18 protein-coding genes are annotated in these 16,603 nt (G+C 37.9%); all 18 read right to left on the bottom strand.

Features of this window, described 5'->3' with window-relative positions:
• Window positions 1-2: 2 nt before the first annotated feature.
• The 18 genes from ACTT1L_RS16830 to terS all read right to left on the bottom strand — a co-directional run bounded on the left by ACTT1L_RS16830 (window position 3) and on the right by terS (window position 16,294).
• Window positions 3-1,625 (bottom strand): phage tail protein, encoded by a 1,623-nt coding sequence (locus ACTT1L_RS16830; protein ID WP_442822036.1) that lies wholly within the window; start codon window positions 1,623-1,625, stop codon window positions 3-5.
• A gap of 8 nt (window positions 1,626-1,633) precedes the next feature.
• Window positions 1,634-2,473: a phage tail family protein gene (locus ACTT1L_RS16825; RefSeq protein ID WP_270708771.1), complete on the bottom strand. Its 840-nt coding sequence runs from the start codon at window positions 2,471-2,473 to the stop codon at window positions 1,634-1,636.
• Between the two features lie 4 nt (window positions 2,474-2,477).
• Complete coding sequence (locus tag ACTT1L_RS16820) at window positions 2,478-6,185, bottom strand: tail length tape measure protein (RefSeq protein ID WP_442822035.1); 3,708 nt, start codon at window positions 6,183-6,185, stop codon at window positions 2,478-2,480.
• Window positions 6,186-6,204: 19 nt separating this feature from the next.
• Window positions 6,205-6,465 carry a hypothetical protein gene (locus ACTT1L_RS16815; protein WP_065383470.1) on the bottom strand — a complete coding sequence of 87 codons (261 nt, stop codon included), beginning with the start codon at window positions 6,463-6,465 and terminating at the stop codon, window positions 6,205-6,207.
• Between the two features lie 53 nt (window positions 6,466-6,518).
• On the bottom strand, window positions 6,519-6,941 hold the full coding sequence (locus ACTT1L_RS16810; RefSeq protein WP_442822034.1) for a tail assembly chaperone: 423 nt from the start codon (window positions 6,939-6,941) through the stop codon (window positions 6,519-6,521).
• A gap of 66 nt (window positions 6,942-7,007) precedes the next feature.
• The gene (locus ACTT1L_RS16805) at window positions 7,008-7,496 is read right to left on the bottom strand and encodes a phage major tail protein, TP901-1 family (protein ID WP_140972932.1); all 489 of its coding nucleotides are present in this window, start codon (window positions 7,494-7,496) and stop codon (window positions 7,008-7,010) included.
• 15 nt (window positions 7,497-7,511) lie between these two features.
• Window positions 7,512-7,913 (bottom strand): hypothetical protein, encoded by a 402-nt coding sequence (locus ACTT1L_RS16800; RefSeq protein ID WP_442822033.1) that lies wholly within the window; start codon window positions 7,911-7,913, stop codon window positions 7,512-7,514.
• A gap of 3 nt (window positions 7,914-7,916) precedes the next feature.
• Window positions 7,917-8,402, bottom strand: coding sequence for an HK97 gp10 family phage protein (locus ACTT1L_RS16795; RefSeq protein ID WP_442822032.1), 486 nt, complete (start codon window positions 8,400-8,402; stop codon window positions 7,917-7,919).
• On the bottom strand, window positions 8,387-8,779 hold the full coding sequence (locus ACTT1L_RS16790) for a DUF3599 family protein (RefSeq protein ID WP_442822031.1): 393 nt from the start codon (window positions 8,777-8,779) through the stop codon (window positions 8,387-8,389). The genes ACTT1L_RS16795 and ACTT1L_RS16790 overlap by 16 nt, the downstream gene beginning before the upstream one ends.
• Window positions 8,779-9,171, bottom strand: coding sequence for a protein YqbG (gene yqbG / locus ACTT1L_RS16785; protein WP_262718151.1), 393 nt, complete (start codon window positions 9,169-9,171; stop codon window positions 8,779-8,781). Before yqbG ends, ACTT1L_RS16790 begins: the two co-directional genes overlap by 1 nt.
• A gap of 5 nt (window positions 9,172-9,176) precedes the next feature.
• Window positions 9,177-9,344 (bottom strand): YqbF domain-containing protein, encoded by a 168-nt coding sequence (locus tag ACTT1L_RS16780; protein ID WP_080493267.1) that lies wholly within the window; start codon window positions 9,342-9,344, stop codon window positions 9,177-9,179.
• 6 nt (window positions 9,345-9,350) lie between these two features.
• Window positions 9,351-10,280, bottom strand: a complete 930-nt coding sequence (locus ACTT1L_RS16775) for a phage major capsid protein (protein WP_375867720.1) — start codon at window positions 10,278-10,280, stop codon at window positions 9,351-9,353.
• Window positions 10,281-10,301: 21 nt separating this feature from the next.
• Complete coding sequence (locus tag ACTT1L_RS16770) at window positions 10,302-11,534, bottom strand: XkdF-like putative serine protease domain-containing protein (RefSeq protein WP_442822030.1); 1,233 nt, start codon at window positions 11,532-11,534, stop codon at window positions 10,302-10,304.
• A 14-nt stretch (window positions 11,535-11,548) separates the two neighbouring features.
• Window positions 11,549-11,761, bottom strand: coding sequence for a hypothetical protein (locus ACTT1L_RS16765; protein ID WP_262718148.1), 213 nt, complete (start codon window positions 11,759-11,761; stop codon window positions 11,549-11,551).
• Entirely contained in the window at window positions 11,758-12,681 is a 924-nt protein-coding gene (locus ACTT1L_RS16760; RefSeq protein WP_442822029.1) for a phage minor head protein, read from the bottom strand. The genes ACTT1L_RS16765 and ACTT1L_RS16760 overlap by 4 nt, the downstream gene beginning before the upstream one ends.
• Window positions 12,668-14,206, bottom strand: coding sequence for a phage portal protein (locus ACTT1L_RS16755; protein ID WP_442822028.1), 1,539 nt, complete (start codon window positions 14,204-14,206; stop codon window positions 12,668-12,670). The genes ACTT1L_RS16760 and ACTT1L_RS16755 overlap by 14 nt, the downstream gene beginning before the upstream one ends.
• A complete protein-coding gene (locus tag ACTT1L_RS16750; protein WP_025687902.1) occupies window positions 14,206-15,522 on the bottom strand; it encodes a PBSX family phage terminase large subunit in 1,317 nt (438 codons plus the stop codon). The genes ACTT1L_RS16755 and ACTT1L_RS16750 overlap by 1 nt, the downstream gene beginning before the upstream one ends.
• On the bottom strand, window positions 15,494-16,294 hold the full coding sequence (gene terS / locus ACTT1L_RS16745; RefSeq protein ID WP_442822027.1) for a phage terminase small subunit: 801 nt from the start codon (window positions 16,292-16,294) through the stop codon (window positions 15,494-15,496). Before terS ends, ACTT1L_RS16750 begins: the two co-directional genes overlap by 29 nt.
• Window positions 16,295-16,603: the final 309 nt, after the last annotated feature.

The following is a 16,603-nucleotide window of genomic DNA, read 5'->3' as shown; positions in this document are numbered from 1 at the left end:
ATCTATCGATCTAACCACATGCGGATTTTTCGACAATAGGCTTTCTTTCCTTCAACAGTGGAACGCAAACGAATGTATACACTCATTTCTTCTCCTGTTGGAACTCCTAAATCTATTTCATAAAGTTTTCCATAAACTGCAATTGGAGACTTTGAATCGGTATTATTTGATGCGTATTTAGCTAAAAAGGTATTCCCATCCCCAGCCATAATAGCAACTTCACAAGACGCACCCTCAGTAGCTAATTGACCGATTAATACATTTAAGTATCGCGACTTATGTTCAAACGTGTAATATTGACAGTCGTAATGCTCATCTGACTTATCTGTCACCCACCACCAACCCTCTACATTCACTGCAGTAAACGGTGGTTCGTGACCGTTGATATCAAAGCCATGCTGAAGAATGCCGCCTATGATAGTTGCATATCCATCTTCCCGCTCAACGCGAACAAGACCACGATGAACATCGAGGCCTCCCGCGCCAATATGGACGTATCTATTTTTATCTTCTGGATCTATATACCAAACGCCAGTGTTATCAGCGAATGTTTCTGTATTCATGTACAAGCGTTTTAAAGCTAAGCTTAAATTGCCTTCATCATCCATCAATTGTTGAATGTCTCTTTGAGTCTGTTGAAATTGCGCTTGAATTGCGCTTGCAGTTCGTAACGTTTTAAAAGTCGATAATTCAAATGTTGGTGAAATACTATTATTTACTGGGTCGTCTATAACCTCAACGATTCGTATCTGAACAGCTACATCTGCCTCTTCATAAAGCATATAAACATAGTCGCCATAATCGTACGGATGCATTTGCAAACCATTTTCGTATAAATCTGAAACGGATACATTAAATTTCGTTAGGGGTTTATCATTTAAATTATTTTTACAAGCTTCTAATAAAGAACTCTCATACTTATAACGATCATCATCAATCGACTTTTGATGAATTTCACCATATACACTTACTAATGGTGATTTATATTCAACAGAAAACTCTGTTTCGTCATCCCTTTTTCCAAACCCTCGAATAACTGTACAAAAGTTTGACATGTCCGTTTCTTCATTAAAGGTTTGTAAATTATGTCCATATCTAAACTGTGATTCTGTAGTTTTACCTATCTCATTTTTAAATGTAATAACTTTATTTTTGTTATCAATGGAAAACTCAGCTTTATACCTCTCTAATCCTTTTTGCAGCAATGAAAGCTTAGAATCTCTCCCGAAGTTATCAAAACGTTGTGGAGCAAATGCACCGTTTATAATGTATGTCCATCCGCTACCAACAAATAAGAAGTCGCAGAATTGTTTAAAATTAATGGTTCCATTCAGTAATTCATATTTATGTTGACTGATAAAACCGTCTAGAAATACATGCATTGCGTTAATTCTTTTTCCATAGTGTCCTACTTTAGATATACCAAGTACAATATATTCATCACCTGTTTCGGGAATTGTAACTATGGAACGTTTATCTAGCAATTTATACGCATGAGCTGCTTCTGGGGTATTTAGCTGATAGAAATTAAGAGAGTGTTCTCCATTGACTCTTCGTTTTCTTCTTACTTCCTTGAAATCGCAAAGCATCTCTGTTTGTCCATTTATTCCTGTGACTAATAACATGGCTTCACCTACAAATAATAAAACCGGAAATCAAATTCAATTTTGAAGTTACCTGAAGCGCCAGATAACACAAAATCATTCCAACCCGGTTTTAGTGTGATTAACTTCCAATTCGTGTCTTTAAAGATACTACCTACGCCAGGACGGTAAGACTTAACTCCATCTAATACAATTTGTGAACTCTCAACCGCTGTTGATTTCCCATAACTCCATGTGTCACCTGTTGTTAAATTCTTAATCGTTAACTGATCAGACCATCCTGTATAAATAATTTTTAATGGCATTTCCTTCGGATCAATCGTGACATCACCCGCATTATAGATACGGAATGATGTTGTATTATGCGTGTACTTTGTATCCTCTGCAATTAATCCCTGTCCAATTTGCCAAAGATTAGAATCAAATGTATTTGGATCAGTGGTTTTTCCAATTGATTCTGCAAATGGTAGTTTCACAGTCACAAAATCAATTTCAAAGAACCCGTATTTCCAATTCTGCTCGATACTGTAAGGTGAACTATATTTTACAAGCCATCGCTTACCTGGATTTCGTTGATCTATGATATAGAAAGCTTCTCTACTATCAAATATACGAAATACCTCATCTCGTAGTAATGCATAATCCCACATATCAACTGCTTTAAAATAAAAAGAACAGTTTATAGTTCGTTGGCCATAAACTGTTCCTCTATCAATAGTTCCATTTCTATTTTCAACAGTCTCAAAGTTATGAACAGGCGATGGTGACTGCGGATTAAAATCTCTTGTCATGATGCCTAGTTCTTCTAATACATACTTTTTCCCACTTAATGTTTGTACTGTCGTTCCTAATGTAATTACTTCAGACATTTAATCACCATCCTCCCTTTTGTCCCATAACAAATGATTGATTTACAATTCGTTTCCCCTGGTCTACGTCTATCTTGTCTCCGATTGCTCTTACTACTTCAGTACTATCAATAACAATTACATTTTCAATAACAGCAGGAGTGGCATTTTGAACGTTATTTGACGGTCTAGATTCATTTGTAGATTTACTTAAAGTTGCCCCGCTAAATCCAGAAGTAGACGACACATTTGATATGCTAGAAGGTGTTTTATAACCAGCAGAAACCATTGGAATTACAGGTCCTGAAACAGTCCCCATTGACACATCTCCGAGTGCTATCCCTTCTGATAATGAATCGAATGCATCCTTAACTATTACAGCCATTTCTTTCGCTGCTCTATATACTGGGTTCTCCATGGATCCAATACCTTTAACTAACCCTTGACCAGTGTAAATACCTAAATCCCTCATAACACGGGATGGAGAATGAATATTTAAAATTCCTTTTACCGCACCAGCTACGCTACTCCCTAATTCTCTTGCTGCAGCTACAGCGGAACCTACCATGGATCCAATACCACTTATTAATCCTTTGACAATATTTACGCCTATATCGAATAAATTGACTTTACGCAAAGAATCAATTATTTTAGCGCCTATTTCTACTCCGGCATTAAATACTGCTCCAATTAAACTAAGTATTCCTTTTATCAATGCTTCTATCAATTGCACACCAGCAGACAATAACTGAGGTAAGTGTTGAATAATAGTTGCAATTAACTTAGCCATAACTTGGAGAGCGGCACCAGCTAATTGAGGTGTCATTTTAAGAATCCCCTCAATAAGTTTGGTTAGAATCTGAACCCCGGCATCTATGATTCTAGGAAGATTTTGGACTACAACCTCAGCAAATTTAGTAATAATTTGTATAACTGCATCTACAATTTGAGGTAACATTTGAATGATACCCTCAACCAATTTCATTAGTATCTGCATTCCCGCTTCGAGAATCTGAGGCAAATTTTGCAAAATTATCGTTATGAATTGATTGATAACCTGCAACGCTGTATCAATTAATTGAGGTAAGATCTGTAGAATTCCATTAATTAACGCCATTAAAATCTGAATCCCAGCATCAATAATTAAAGATAAATTCTGCACAATTGTATTTAATAATGTTGTTATGATTTGCATAGCAGAGTCTATTAGTTGCGGTAAAACTTGAATAATGCCATTAACTATCGCTAATAAAATTTGAACCCCGGCATCTAGAACTTGAGGTATCAAAGGGAGAATCGCCTGTACTAAAGTAGTAATTATTTGGATTCCTGTATCTATTAGCATAGGTAGCAATTGAGTTATACCTTGGATCAAAGTGCTAATAATTTGAGTCGATGCTTGCATCATATAAGGCAGTGCCTGAACTATCGCCAACACTAATGTTTGTATTATTGATAATCCTGTCTGAATAATTTGAGGTAGCTGAGTCGTCAAAGTTGTAATAAGCGTTGTCATAATTTGAGCATACGTCTCAACAAGCTGAGGTAAAGCTTGCAGAATCCCTTGGATGAAGCTGACAATAATTTGCATTCCTTGTTTTAAAAATACTGGTAGTTTAGTAGTAACAAAATTTACATACCAAGTAACAAATTTATTCATTACTTCGCCAAACTTTTGTATCAATACCTCTCCACCAATACCTGCCGCATCCGACATGCGAGCAAACATTGTAGCGATCCCGATTATTAGGCCTGGAACTCCACCTAGTAAAATTGCAATAATACTCGGAATCAGCTTTACAAAGACATCAGTTATTTGCGTAAAGTCTCCGTGGAAAGCGTTAATTATCGCCTGTCTAACATAATCGAAAGCTGACCGTAACTTTTCTCCAAATGATACTACCATTGAAATTAAATTATCATTAAGTCCCATCGCCTGCATAAGTTGCATTGCCCCGTCACTGTTACCAGAAAAGGATAACGAAAACCCCTTTATAACTGCTTTTACTGTATTTAAAGCACTATTGAGGGAACGACCAAAAGAGACAACCTTTTCGATTGCCCCAACAGGGATTCCAGCAGCAACAAGCAAGTCAATATCAGCTGTACCACCAGCTTTCACTTCTTGTCCGAACGCTTTTAATAATAATTTAATTGAGTTTAGATTGTGGTTTACCTTCGCTCCCGCTTTTGTAAAAGCATTAATGGCATTATCAGATATACCAGCTGCTTTTAATAAATCAATATCAGCACTACCTTGTTTTTTCACTTCTTTCCCAAATGCCCCGATTAGCATTTTAATAGCATTCAAATTGTGACCGATTTTAGCTCCAGCACCAGTAAATGCATTAATAGCACCATCAGATAATCCAGCTGCTCGCAACAGATCCTTATCTGCACTACCTCGACTTTTTAACTCTTGCCAAAAAGCTTTAAATAACATTCCTGTTCCATTAAGTACAAAATGAACTTTGTCTACAGCACCTGTTAATTTAGAAATTGTTTCATCAGATAGTCCGGCTGCTTTTAGTAATTCAACTCCAGCGTCCTTTTTACCTGAAAGTACCTTCCAAAAACCTTTTAATGCTTTTAAAACTTTATTTATAGCATTATGGAAAGGTTCTATATTTTTATAAGCATAAGCGAACCCTACTGCTAGCCCTGTTATTGCAGCAGCTAATGCCCAAGCAACGGGACTAGCCATCGCTAAAACCATGACTGCAGGTTTAATTATCATCCATAAAGCAGCAAAAGCAGCTCTATACCCTTTTAATAATCCCATTCCTGCCCCTAAGGGTAGCAATAGGAGTGTTAAGGCTGGAACAAGCATCATTGTTCCTTGAATAAACCTTGCTAAAGCTGGATGTGCCTCGTTAAATGCTATTACCATCTTGGCTATTGCATTCACAAAATTGTAGATTGGTATCATAAGAGCAGCAAAAGCATCCCTCATGGGTTGTAGAGCTTCAGTTAATGAATCCATCATATCCTTATATGCTTTTGCATATTTAGGATTCATCTCCATATTAGCTTGGTGTAGCTTGTTGTAAAACATTACAGCGCCAATACCGACTACCAAGAAAGCTTGTCCCATACCCATAACAGATTGGTTAATAATGCGAATCTGATCATTAAGTTCTTTCATATTTGCATTAGGTCCAAGAAACTCTAAAGCTAACTGAGCAGCTGAACTTCTATTCGCTAGTCTCTCCATTGCATTAGTAGCCATCAAAGCGCCTCTAGAAACGTTATACAATGGATTACCCATACGTTGTAAGTTTGCTTGTAGTTTGCTAGACGTTGTGGACATATTGTTCATCATACCAATTGTCTGTAATATGCTTGCCTGCTTCATTCTATCTAATTTCATTATTTCATCGTTAGCAGTCTTCTCAGCCTTACCGATTTCGTTAACTTGAGCAATTAAGTCTTGTGCACTACCGGTGTATGTCGCCATTCCCATGGCAGCATCCAAGTAAGCGAGTTTCGTCCTTTTCAATTCTTCAATATGGGGTCTCATCGCTTCCCGTTGCTCATATTTCATCTGACGTAAGCGTCTGCTATATTCGCTGTTCGCATCCCCCATATTCTCAAGACTACGGTGATAATATCGTGAGGACCGAGCCGTAGCATTTACAAACTCATTCATTTCACGTTGCATAGCAGCTAATTCTCTTCGAATTTGGTCGGTCTCTGCTCGAAACTGGACTACTAATTCTTCTTGTGTCGCCAAAATCTCACCTACCTTTCAATCAACCGAAGTTGAGATTTTGTAAGAATTGCATATCTGCCTCAGCTTGTTTTGCACGATTCTCGATAGATTTTTTCTTTTGTTCATCAGTAACCATTTTCGATCTATCAAATAAATCTTTTGGTTTCATACTCTTTTTGGGATTACTGTGATAAACCGCACGCATCATGAGAGCAAATATACTATATGTTTGCAGTTCATCTAGATACTGTTCATTCCTCCCCGTCATCATATTTTGAAACTCACGAGGAGTTAGGTTCATTACCTCATTTGGCAACAAACCTAAATATCTAAATCCATCCTGCTGCACCTTGTCTATTTCTTCTCTAGAGAAGTCTGCAGTTCGTCGTCCGTTCCGTACATTTCCTCTGCAATCTCCTTGAATTCCGGATTCTTCGCTAGTAATTGTTTCTTCATTCGTGCTTTGTACTGTTTCGTCTTCGCTTTGTAGAAAAAATTGTCCGCTACCACTTCATTAAGAACATCTTCAATGTATTGTTGTGAGATTTTTTCCTCTACAAATAGTTTTTCAATAGCAGCTGTAACTTTAGATCTAGTGAATCCTTCTTCTGTGTGCATTAATCCGAAGTATACCGCGTCTTCAAATAGTTCTAAGTCACCTTGCAAACAAGCAGCGATAACTTGGTTCGCTCCACCCTCATATTTCTTGTTTAACTCTGCAATAGATTTATAAGTTAACTTTAATTCATATTCTTTTCCTTCGATTTCAAAACGCATATATATCAATCTCCTTTTAATTGGATGTTATTTTCAAATTTAAAAAGAGCAGGTATTAACCTACTCTTAAGAACCGGACGGAGGTGTTACTGGTGCAGTTTCTCCTGCTCCTCCTGGAATTTCTGTTAAAGTCTCTTCACTCACTGAACCTGAAAGTTTAACTTCCATGGAATAAGTTGCGAATTCCCCTGTAGAAGCAGTTTTTTCGAACGAAGTGATCATATACGTTCCTTTTTCCGCTTTCTTCGTACGTTTATTGATCTCATACAACTCAATGTACTCTTTATTACGAACCTTAGCTTTTGCTGCATCAGGAAATGGATCTCCTTCAGCCATAATCCCCTCAAATGAACGTGTTTCTGAGATTTTTCCGTAATCAGAAATCGTTCTGTCTTTAGATTCCACTTCAATCTCATCCGCTTCAATCGAATGAGATGAGTCTGTTTGGTCAAACGGACGAACCATTTTCTCTTTTAATGGATCAGATGGGTCTGCAATAACTGCTGCAATTAAAAACTCATCACCGCGGTACATTTTATTATTAGTTCCCGACATATAATTTCACACTCCTCAATTGGTGTAGTTCTTTTCGTATTCAAAAATCATTGTTAATTGAGATGAACCTACCTCAACTGGAGCGGTAGTCACTCTTCTGAAATAGACGGTATCAGTCGATTCACTTCCATCCTCATTCCGAAGATTTAATGTGTAACCGCTACGTCTAATCAAGTCCGCAATTCTATCAGATAGCTCCATAGCTTCCTCTGTTGTTGCATTAAAAAACCTCACTGTCATTGTGTACAGTAAGGTGAATGTATCCTTGGTATTTTTCAAATCATTCGTTGATAAGTGTGGGAAGTACACTGAAGGTATCTTTATTTCTTCTGGAACCTGCTCATGATAAGCAAATGTACCTTGTGGCAGGTTATCGAAGACAAAAGCCTTCATAGAGCCATGTATTTGTGCGTACATATCCTAACCTCCATGCACCCATTGTCGGAACTGTCGGTCAAATGCAGTCTGGAACATACGCTCATAGATAGCGATAGCATTATCCCAATAGGGACGACCTTCTATGAATTTAGCAGTTAGCATCATTCCGGTAGGTGCATGTGGATCATATTCGAAATTATGACCCTCCCATCTACCTGGGACAAATCTTCTCACCTGCTGCCAACCATCATTTTGAAGTTTGGCGTATTCTACATTTGTACCGATTTCTAGCACTAATCCTCCATCAGAAGAGCGCCAAACATTCCCATCTCCGCCCTTATCAAACGAATTAAGTAAGCGTCTTGTATCTACAACCGCTAATGAAATGATTTGATTTTGCACCTCTTCTAGAAATTGAAATCCACTAGCTTCAAGCCATAAGGCAACATTCTGATCCAATCCGTTTGCCATACGGTTCAACTTAGCACTGAACTCACGAAATCCTCTAGTCGTTATTTGGCTAGCCATGGTTCACTCTTCCTCTCCGCAGTGGCTTTTATATGTGAAACCTCACCAGTAAGTGGATGTACTACCGGAAAGGGATTGCGTATATAGTAAACGACATTAGTATTCTTTTTGATCACCTTGTCGTTATGTTTTATATCTGTACCAGGCATAAATAATACTCGTGTATGCTGTTCATTTAATTGATTTGGTGCAGATTGAATTGCAGTTGGTCTAGCAATCGCTACATTCTCTGCAAAGTAGCAGCTTTTCCCTGCTATATCAGGAGTATCTTTGTATGAATAAACCTCTTCTCCTGGTTGCCCGTACTTCCCGGGCTTCGTTTCCTTCTGCAAATGGTAAATATCGCATTCATGGACCATCAGTGCTTCTAAAGACATTAAATCGCCCTCATTTTGAACGTTACTTTATTTTTACCACCATCTGCAATGTATTTTTTTAATAAATGCAGGATATCTGGTTTCAAAACACTAGAATTATCCTTTGTATAAGAATAATCACCACTACCAACACTTTCAGATTTAATACCCTTCATAGCTGTTGTGTCAGCATTTGTATATGCGTAATACTGCGCTAATTTTTTACATGCTAATTTAACTTCAGCAGGCACTATAGGATACTTTGTTTTATCTTCGAAATCGGCTATGTTAGGAATATTATTAATCTCTGTTTCTGCCTCAAGTATGTCCTGCTCCAATAAGGAAACAGGACGTTTTTTGACTTCAGGCAGTACAGTATAATCTATTAATTCTTGAGCAGTAATAAGTGGCATACTTATCACTCCTCTCCTTTAGATTTGCTACCTTCTTTTCGAACTTCAAATTGTTCATTACCATTTAGATAATCATAGGTTTTCTTTGGAACTTTTTCTTCTTGACCTAATAAAAAAAGACGTTCATGGACGTCATATGTTTTACCAACTATTAATTTAACGTAGTAATTCAAAAGTCATCACTCCTTAACTTTGATAACTTTCGCTACTGCATCTTCCTCTTCAAATTTAGCATCCACTTTTGCAGTTAAAACAATAATGAACTTACGAGAACGGATATCTTTATCTACTTCAATTCGGATATTTCGGCTCATACCAACTACAATATTTTTAGGATGAGTTAATAGAATGTCAGATACAGTATTTGTTTCATCAGTGTATGGTTGTAACATAGCAATACCATCTACAGGGACACCGTACGCTGAAGCTAAACCGCCTTGGAGTGAGAAGTCACCAAGGTTTGTTTGTCGTGCTGCAACTTGGTCTTTCCATTCAACTTCTAATCCATGTGAAGTATAGAACTTCCAATCTTTAGGATTGCGAAGGTATTTCGCAGGAACAGCTTTATAAGCTTTCTTAAATACATCTTTAGAGAATGCACCAGCTGCATGATCAATTACATGTGAAGTCGCTTGTTTACGTAATCCATCTAGTAATGTTAAATACGTATCAGCAGAAGATTTGTCACCATTAATAATTAATTCTTCAATATCTAACGCCGCGCGCTCTGCAATCATCTGCATAATCGTATTTTGAAGATTATTACCCTCAATATTATTTTCTAATGTGTCATATGTGATATGAACTTCAGCAATTACTTCTTTTGCATTTAATGTAACTGTGCTAGTTGTTGGAGCAGAACGATCAGAATCTTTTAATGGCGTCCCTTCTACACCTGGACGAAGAATACGAGAACCGAAGCCGATTTTTTCAATTTTACGTGTATCTGAAGCCATTTGAACAAAGCGGGAATCCTTTAAAATCGTAGGAGCGCTTTGCACCATACGTAAGAATGTATCAGCTTGCTCAGGGTTCATTAAACCACCACTAGCTAATGTGGCAAGAGTCACATCCGCTTTTTCAATAATTGTTTTGTTATTTAGTGTCATATATGTTTTCCTCCTTCAGGCTTACAGTAAGCCATTCCATACAGATTTTTTTACTTCTGCTTTCTCAACAACATCAGTATCTTGCTGATTGCTAATACCCTGAGATTTCTTTAACGCTTCAATTTCTTCACGTAATGGAGCAGTAGCAGCTTCCACAGCTTTTTCTACCTTGATATCCTCTTCTGTTTTTTCTTCATCAAGATTAAGGTGTTTCTTAACAGAAGCTAATTCTTCCTTGATCGGGCCAACAGCCTTTTCTACTGCTGAAGTTAATGTCTTTTCAAATTGTTCTTGATTAAACTCCATATTGTTTCCCTCACTTCCTGCGCCTTCCGATGACGGTGTGACGCGCGTTTTTAGATTTGTTAATGATTCAATAGCTGCATCAATATCAGCCATATTTGTATTACTAATTTTCTTACCTGCTTTTTCTACTTCTTCAGCTAGGGATACAACAGGTTTGTTTTCCCATACCTTTACAACTGCTTCTGTACCCTTCAGCTCATTGATAATCTCAATAAATTCGAGTGCAGCTGATTCAATACGATCTAAGTCGATAGCATCAGCAGTCGGGGCATTCCAAAGAGACTGATAGAAAGTATCTTCTAATGCAGAGAAAGAGGCGTTAACATCACGGCGATGTTTGTTCTGGTTAAATTTATCTCTAACCTCGCCTTTCGTAACTTTTTCTCCACTAAAAAAGCCCTTCATCAATTGGAAGAAGGACTTCATTTGTTTCTCTTCAGTTTTCGTTACTTCTTCCTCAATCACTTCTGTTTCTGCGACCCCTGCAAGGGAATAACCTGTCATCTTACCATCTTTAATATCTTTCCATATCTCATCGGTGGCTTTTGTCACAAGTACCCATGTTCCTTTAGTAATTGTTTCACCGTTAATCTCCATATCAACAGGAGCTACATAGCTTTCTACTACTTCACCTGCTCCTGCATTAAAATCATGTTGAGCGTCGATGTTTCGATACTTAGCTATGAAATTATGAGCGGATTTTTCAATATCCTCAGCAGTCATGAAGTCACCATGCGCATCATGTGTACTTTTATCTTCCGCACTACCAGGAGAGTATACAATCCCATAAACAAGCTTTTGTTCTTCATCTTCACCTTTGATGATTTTAACTTCTTTTTCGAATGTTGGCACTTGCTCGCTCTTCGTTAAGAAGAATTTCTTTTTGTTTGCAGCTTTATCTACAATAGAGACAAAACTTACATCCACATTTTTTAATTTCCTTGGCATTTATTCACCTCCTTTCAAGATTCTTTCTTTTTACGAAAAATATAAGTTACTCTCATATGATTTCCGTAATCTGAATTACTTTCATCTACTTCAATAGAAGTAGAAACGACATCGTTTTTATCAATTAATGAGTTAATCATTTCCTTTTCGTAACACTTCTGTTCTTCTTCTAATTTAAAGTCATTTATTTCAACTTTTTCACCGTTAAAATCAACTGCATAGCTCATCGATTCAACTCCTTCAAAGTTTCTTCCCTAATCTGCTGCTTCTCTTCTTCAGATAGCCCTAATATATTGTTATCTACCGCAGGAGACATAACACACTTACAATTAACTCTCTCTTTAGCAGATAAAGAGCTGTCACGAGGAAACATACATTTCTCTCCAGATCCAGGTAATTCAAATTCTTCCTCTACTGGAACCGTTGTACCGTCATACGCCACATGATTGTCACGAGGCTGGTTATTCTTTGCACCGCTATGACGCCACTTCTTACCCGTTACCGCAGGGGATTGGCGGTATGACTCAAATTGAGAAGCAGAGCACGCTGCGAGGACTTCCGTCTGTGCTGTTGTCTTCGCTCTCTTACGGTCGAATTCCGGAAGCTTTGCAAGTTCCCTCGCTATTTCTTTTATGCCTTTTCCCTTCTCTAATCCTTCGTTTAAAATACGTTCTACTGCTTTGTGAGAGTTAATCTTCATGATCTTACCTAATTCATCAGACCAACTATCAATCCACTTTGTAGTACGTTTTGAGAAGATATTAAACTGAATATCCGGGTCAATTGCATCCATAAAAGCTTTCGTCATATCTTTCATCGTGTAATCAAGAAACTTCCTTGCTGCTTTGCTTAAGCTTTTTGCAAAAGTATCTGCTCCAAATAGGCTACCAGTGACAAAATCGATAATATCCTTTATCTTGATACCCTTCTCTACAGCGTCCTTTTTCGTATAGTTCTTAATCCCATCAATAAAGTACTTCTTCTGCTTCCGAAGCAGTTTAGCAATTTCTTTTTCAAATTCCTCAACGTATCCTGGTAACATGTCCAGTACTTCTAAATCGGCAGGTAATGAAGAGGTGAAATCATCAGTATCAGCCTTTTCAATCCACTCATTCAACGAATCCAGTAACTTATCAATCTTCTGCATTTTGCATCGACTCCAATAAGTCACGTAGGTCTTTCATCACATTGACTAAATCCTCATTTGAATTGCTGTCAGCTGACTTCTGCAACGTTTCTCCTAAACCTTTTTGCCAACCGCCTACCTTACGATGTCTTTCAAGTACTAAAGCGACTGGTTCATTCGCTTCTGGTATATCATAATCTGAGAACTCTTTATTTAGCATATTACCAGCGATATTACGTACATCTTGGAAAGTTAAGCCGCCCTTATCAGCCAGTACCTCAATGGTTTTAACCATATCTTCCGTATTACTAATTTCTGACTTACGTAGGTTCACATATACATGTTTTAATCCGTATGGAAGCAACAGGACATTGTTAATAATGAATTCTAAAGCACTTCGCTCCGGTTCAAATACCTGCTCCTCCGTAATCTCACGTACAGATTCAGCAGTCGCTCTGTTAAAATCACGAATATACCCAACATACACGTCAGGTAATCGGAATGCCGATTGTACTTTTTGACGTGACTTCTCATCATACTCAAGGAACAGAGCATCATTTTGCAGAATGTCTGCTAGTGATTTTAATTCAATGTCTACATTAGGTGGTGTATCGCCTACAACACCTTCTTCAGCACTTTCTACTTGTAACAAAAGATATTTATGTTGATTATCCTCACCTTCAACATTCGAGACATAATCAGTTATCGCTGCTTCACTTTCTTCTGATAAAATCCCGTTCTTCAATAAGATAGCCATTGGAATATGACGCCCTTGTTTGAAATAACGAAGATTTAACTCTTCCGCTTTCCTAGCACCGACCATATGAACAACATGTGATACCCATCGCGGAATGCCATAAGGACCATTGCCAATCTTTAGATGCATTACTTCAGTAGCGTTTTTCTCTCCTAAAGACTTTTCGGAAAACTTCCCAGTCTCTTTATTTAAGAAACGCGGATCACCAAACTCCTTGAAGTAAGTATCTACTGCTCCTACCCGTTGTACATAGCGACGGAATCTTTTCTTTCGTTTGATTTCTTTTCCGTTAACTAAATACGTTACTTCTTGAGGTTCGTCGTCTTTACGTGTTACTCGCATGTACTGCGGCAACATATTTATTAGTTCAGCAGGTTTTCCCTCTAAATTACGAATCACTTCAATATAGCCATTGCCAGTCGTCTCTTTATCATCGATAGCAGTTTCAAGAATCTCTTTGAATGGCTTGTCGAAACTAAATAAAGGTATGATTTCTGTATCAACTAACGTCCACTCTGCCTTCATTTCAGGAGTTTCCTTGTCGTCCTCTTGCTTATACTTCATTTCATGACCAAATCCAGCTATATTTCGCTTGTATGCATCGATACATTGACCAAGAATCGTACTATTTTCTCTGATTTGCTGCAAGTCTTCTATTCTATAAGGCGGTTCGATAATATCATTAATAGCATACTTCTCATTCTCGCTCTCTTGCTGGCGAGACAATACTTGAGTATTTGTCCCTGCCGCCTTAATTACCTTCGCACTAACTTGTCTTTTCTTCGTCATTAAGCTGCTTCACCTCTTTTCTTTTTCTTCTTTTTGCGTAATCCGTAAATGACTGTATTAACAAAGTATCTTGTTTCGTCCATATGATGGTCATTCTCTTTTAGCGGCTTATCTTCGCCACGTTCCACTGATTTCTCATCCCATATATAAGAAGCAAATTCTTTAAATGTTTCGTTACAGCAGTCGTTAAAATAAATAATGCCCGTGTTTAGCGCAACACCGACATTACCAATGCCCTCTTTAACATTATTCCGGGCCTTATATACTTTTCGTTTATTTCTAACTAATAAAGCTATAAATGAAGCAGCGGACGGGTCAACTACAGTGCCACGGATAGGCAAATCTCCTACAAACTTCTCAAAGTCCTCGTAGTATTCCTGGTCTGTTTTCTGCTTTTCTGTTTCTCTACCGCTATAACGGTACTCTTTCACCTTGTACCATACTTCTTTACCTTTTTCGATACATTTACCCCACAATCCATATACCATAGCGTTCTGTGTACCGTAGTCACAGGAAACAAAATATTCAACGTATTCCCTTTCGATTGTAGGAACTTTGTGTTTATCCTCATCGAACATATCGAATATAAGACCCGAAGCAGCTGCCCAAAGTCCTAATATATATCGTTTAAAGAAAACCCCGCTATACATCTTGTAATAACGCTGCTTTACCTTTTCGGACAAAGATAAGTTATCATCCATCGTAAAACGAATGTGTAGTAAGTTCTTTTCTTTCGCTTTATCTAGCCATTCTGTTTTAAACCAATGATATGGACCACCAGGGTTACAGTTAAACCAGACTTTTGAACCTTCTACAGAACAACGACCAGTCGCTTGGTTAACGAATGAACGAACCATAAGTACTACTTCATCAAAGAAGCATCCCGCTAAAGTGATACCTTGGATAAGATCCTGCGACGCTTCATCTTTACCGCCGAAGATATAAAAAAAGTTTGTCACGCCATCTTTAGTGATGGTAAGCATATTCTCACTGCGATGATCTTTAACCTTATAACCACGGGACTTCAGCATCTTTTTAAGTGGCGTTATAACGTTACGACGGTGCGAACCAATCGTTTTACCACACATACCGAAGTTCTCACCTTCGAATGATTCCATTGCCCACATAACATAGGATAGAGCCATTGATACTGTCTTTCCAGCACGAATGGAACCATCGCAAATAATCCCGTCATAATCTTTAACGGGACTGTTAGGCTTCCACCAGGTTAATACTTTCAGCTGCTTCTTGGAGAATGGCTTAAATTTGAATGGAGCAGGTTTCTTTTTACGCTTCGGAATCGTCGTCATGGTCATCCCACACTTCCTCTACCTTGCCTTCTAGCGCCTCTTTGAAACCATCATCTTCGTATTCTTCACCATCTTCGCCTTTAATACGAGCGGTATCGGCTTTTGTTTTCTCTATGTCAGCTTTCAGTTTATCTAACTCTAATCTTCTCTTATCATCAACACTCGCTAGCCTGTCGAATCTTTCTATTAGTTGTGATAATGTAGTCATTGCCCGCGATTGTGCATTTAAGAAGGTAGCATGTTTATCCCAAGCGAATTGAATTTCCCATTCTTCTTCGAATCCACTTTCAGTAACCTTATTCTTTCGTAGTTCTTTCGTTGTATCTTCTTGATATTTAACAAACATCAATCTTTGCGCTCTAATAATAGCCGTATACTGAATTGTTATGTTTTCCCATAACATATCAATCGGATTCTTCTCCATGATCTCCGCAGCTAAGTCAGCCACATCTTCTGGAAAGTGTTTTCGAAAGAAACCATGCGTCATAGCGTTATGGTTTCCTTTTGGCGGACCATGACCAACAGCATTCTTATTACCCCATTTAGGATTCTTGTTACCTGGATTCCCTGCTGCATTCTTATTACCAATGGGTGCACCTGTTTTCTTGGTTTGGGTGCACCTGTTTTCTTGGTTTGGGTGCACCCCTTTTCGATTCCAGCCGTGCCTTTTTCTCCAGGACTTAATTGTATTAATACTGACTTCATATTTCTCAGCCAGTTCCTTATACTTCATGCCTTGCATGTAATCTTCTTTGGCTAACTCGTGTTTTTGTTTCACTTCATATCACCCACCACCTTCTATATTAATAGGAAGAAACTCGTTACAATTCCTCCTCGCGGTAATCCCTAATTTAGTCTTGAAATTCTCAAAAACTCGATGTATTATATTTTTGTGTTTTTCTCAGTTCCCAAGCCGAGAATACATCATCACTTATAAAAGGACCCGAACTCCAGCGGGTTCTTTTTAATTACTTGAATTCATTTTTGAATCATTGTATTATATTTTCGGGTCTTGCTCCATAAATCATTATCAGGAGAATCTGCAGGTTTGCAGGTTCTTTTTGCAAAATAAAAAAACATCCATTAT

It is taken from the genome of Bacillus sp. FH, from assembly GCF_052216825.1.
Lineage (GTDB): Bacteria > Bacillota > Bacilli > Bacillales > Bacillaceae_G > Bacillus_A > Bacillus_A paranthracis.
The sequence above is the reverse complement of the archived record's forward strand: the minus strand, read 5'-3'. Positions and strand labels throughout refer to the sequence as shown.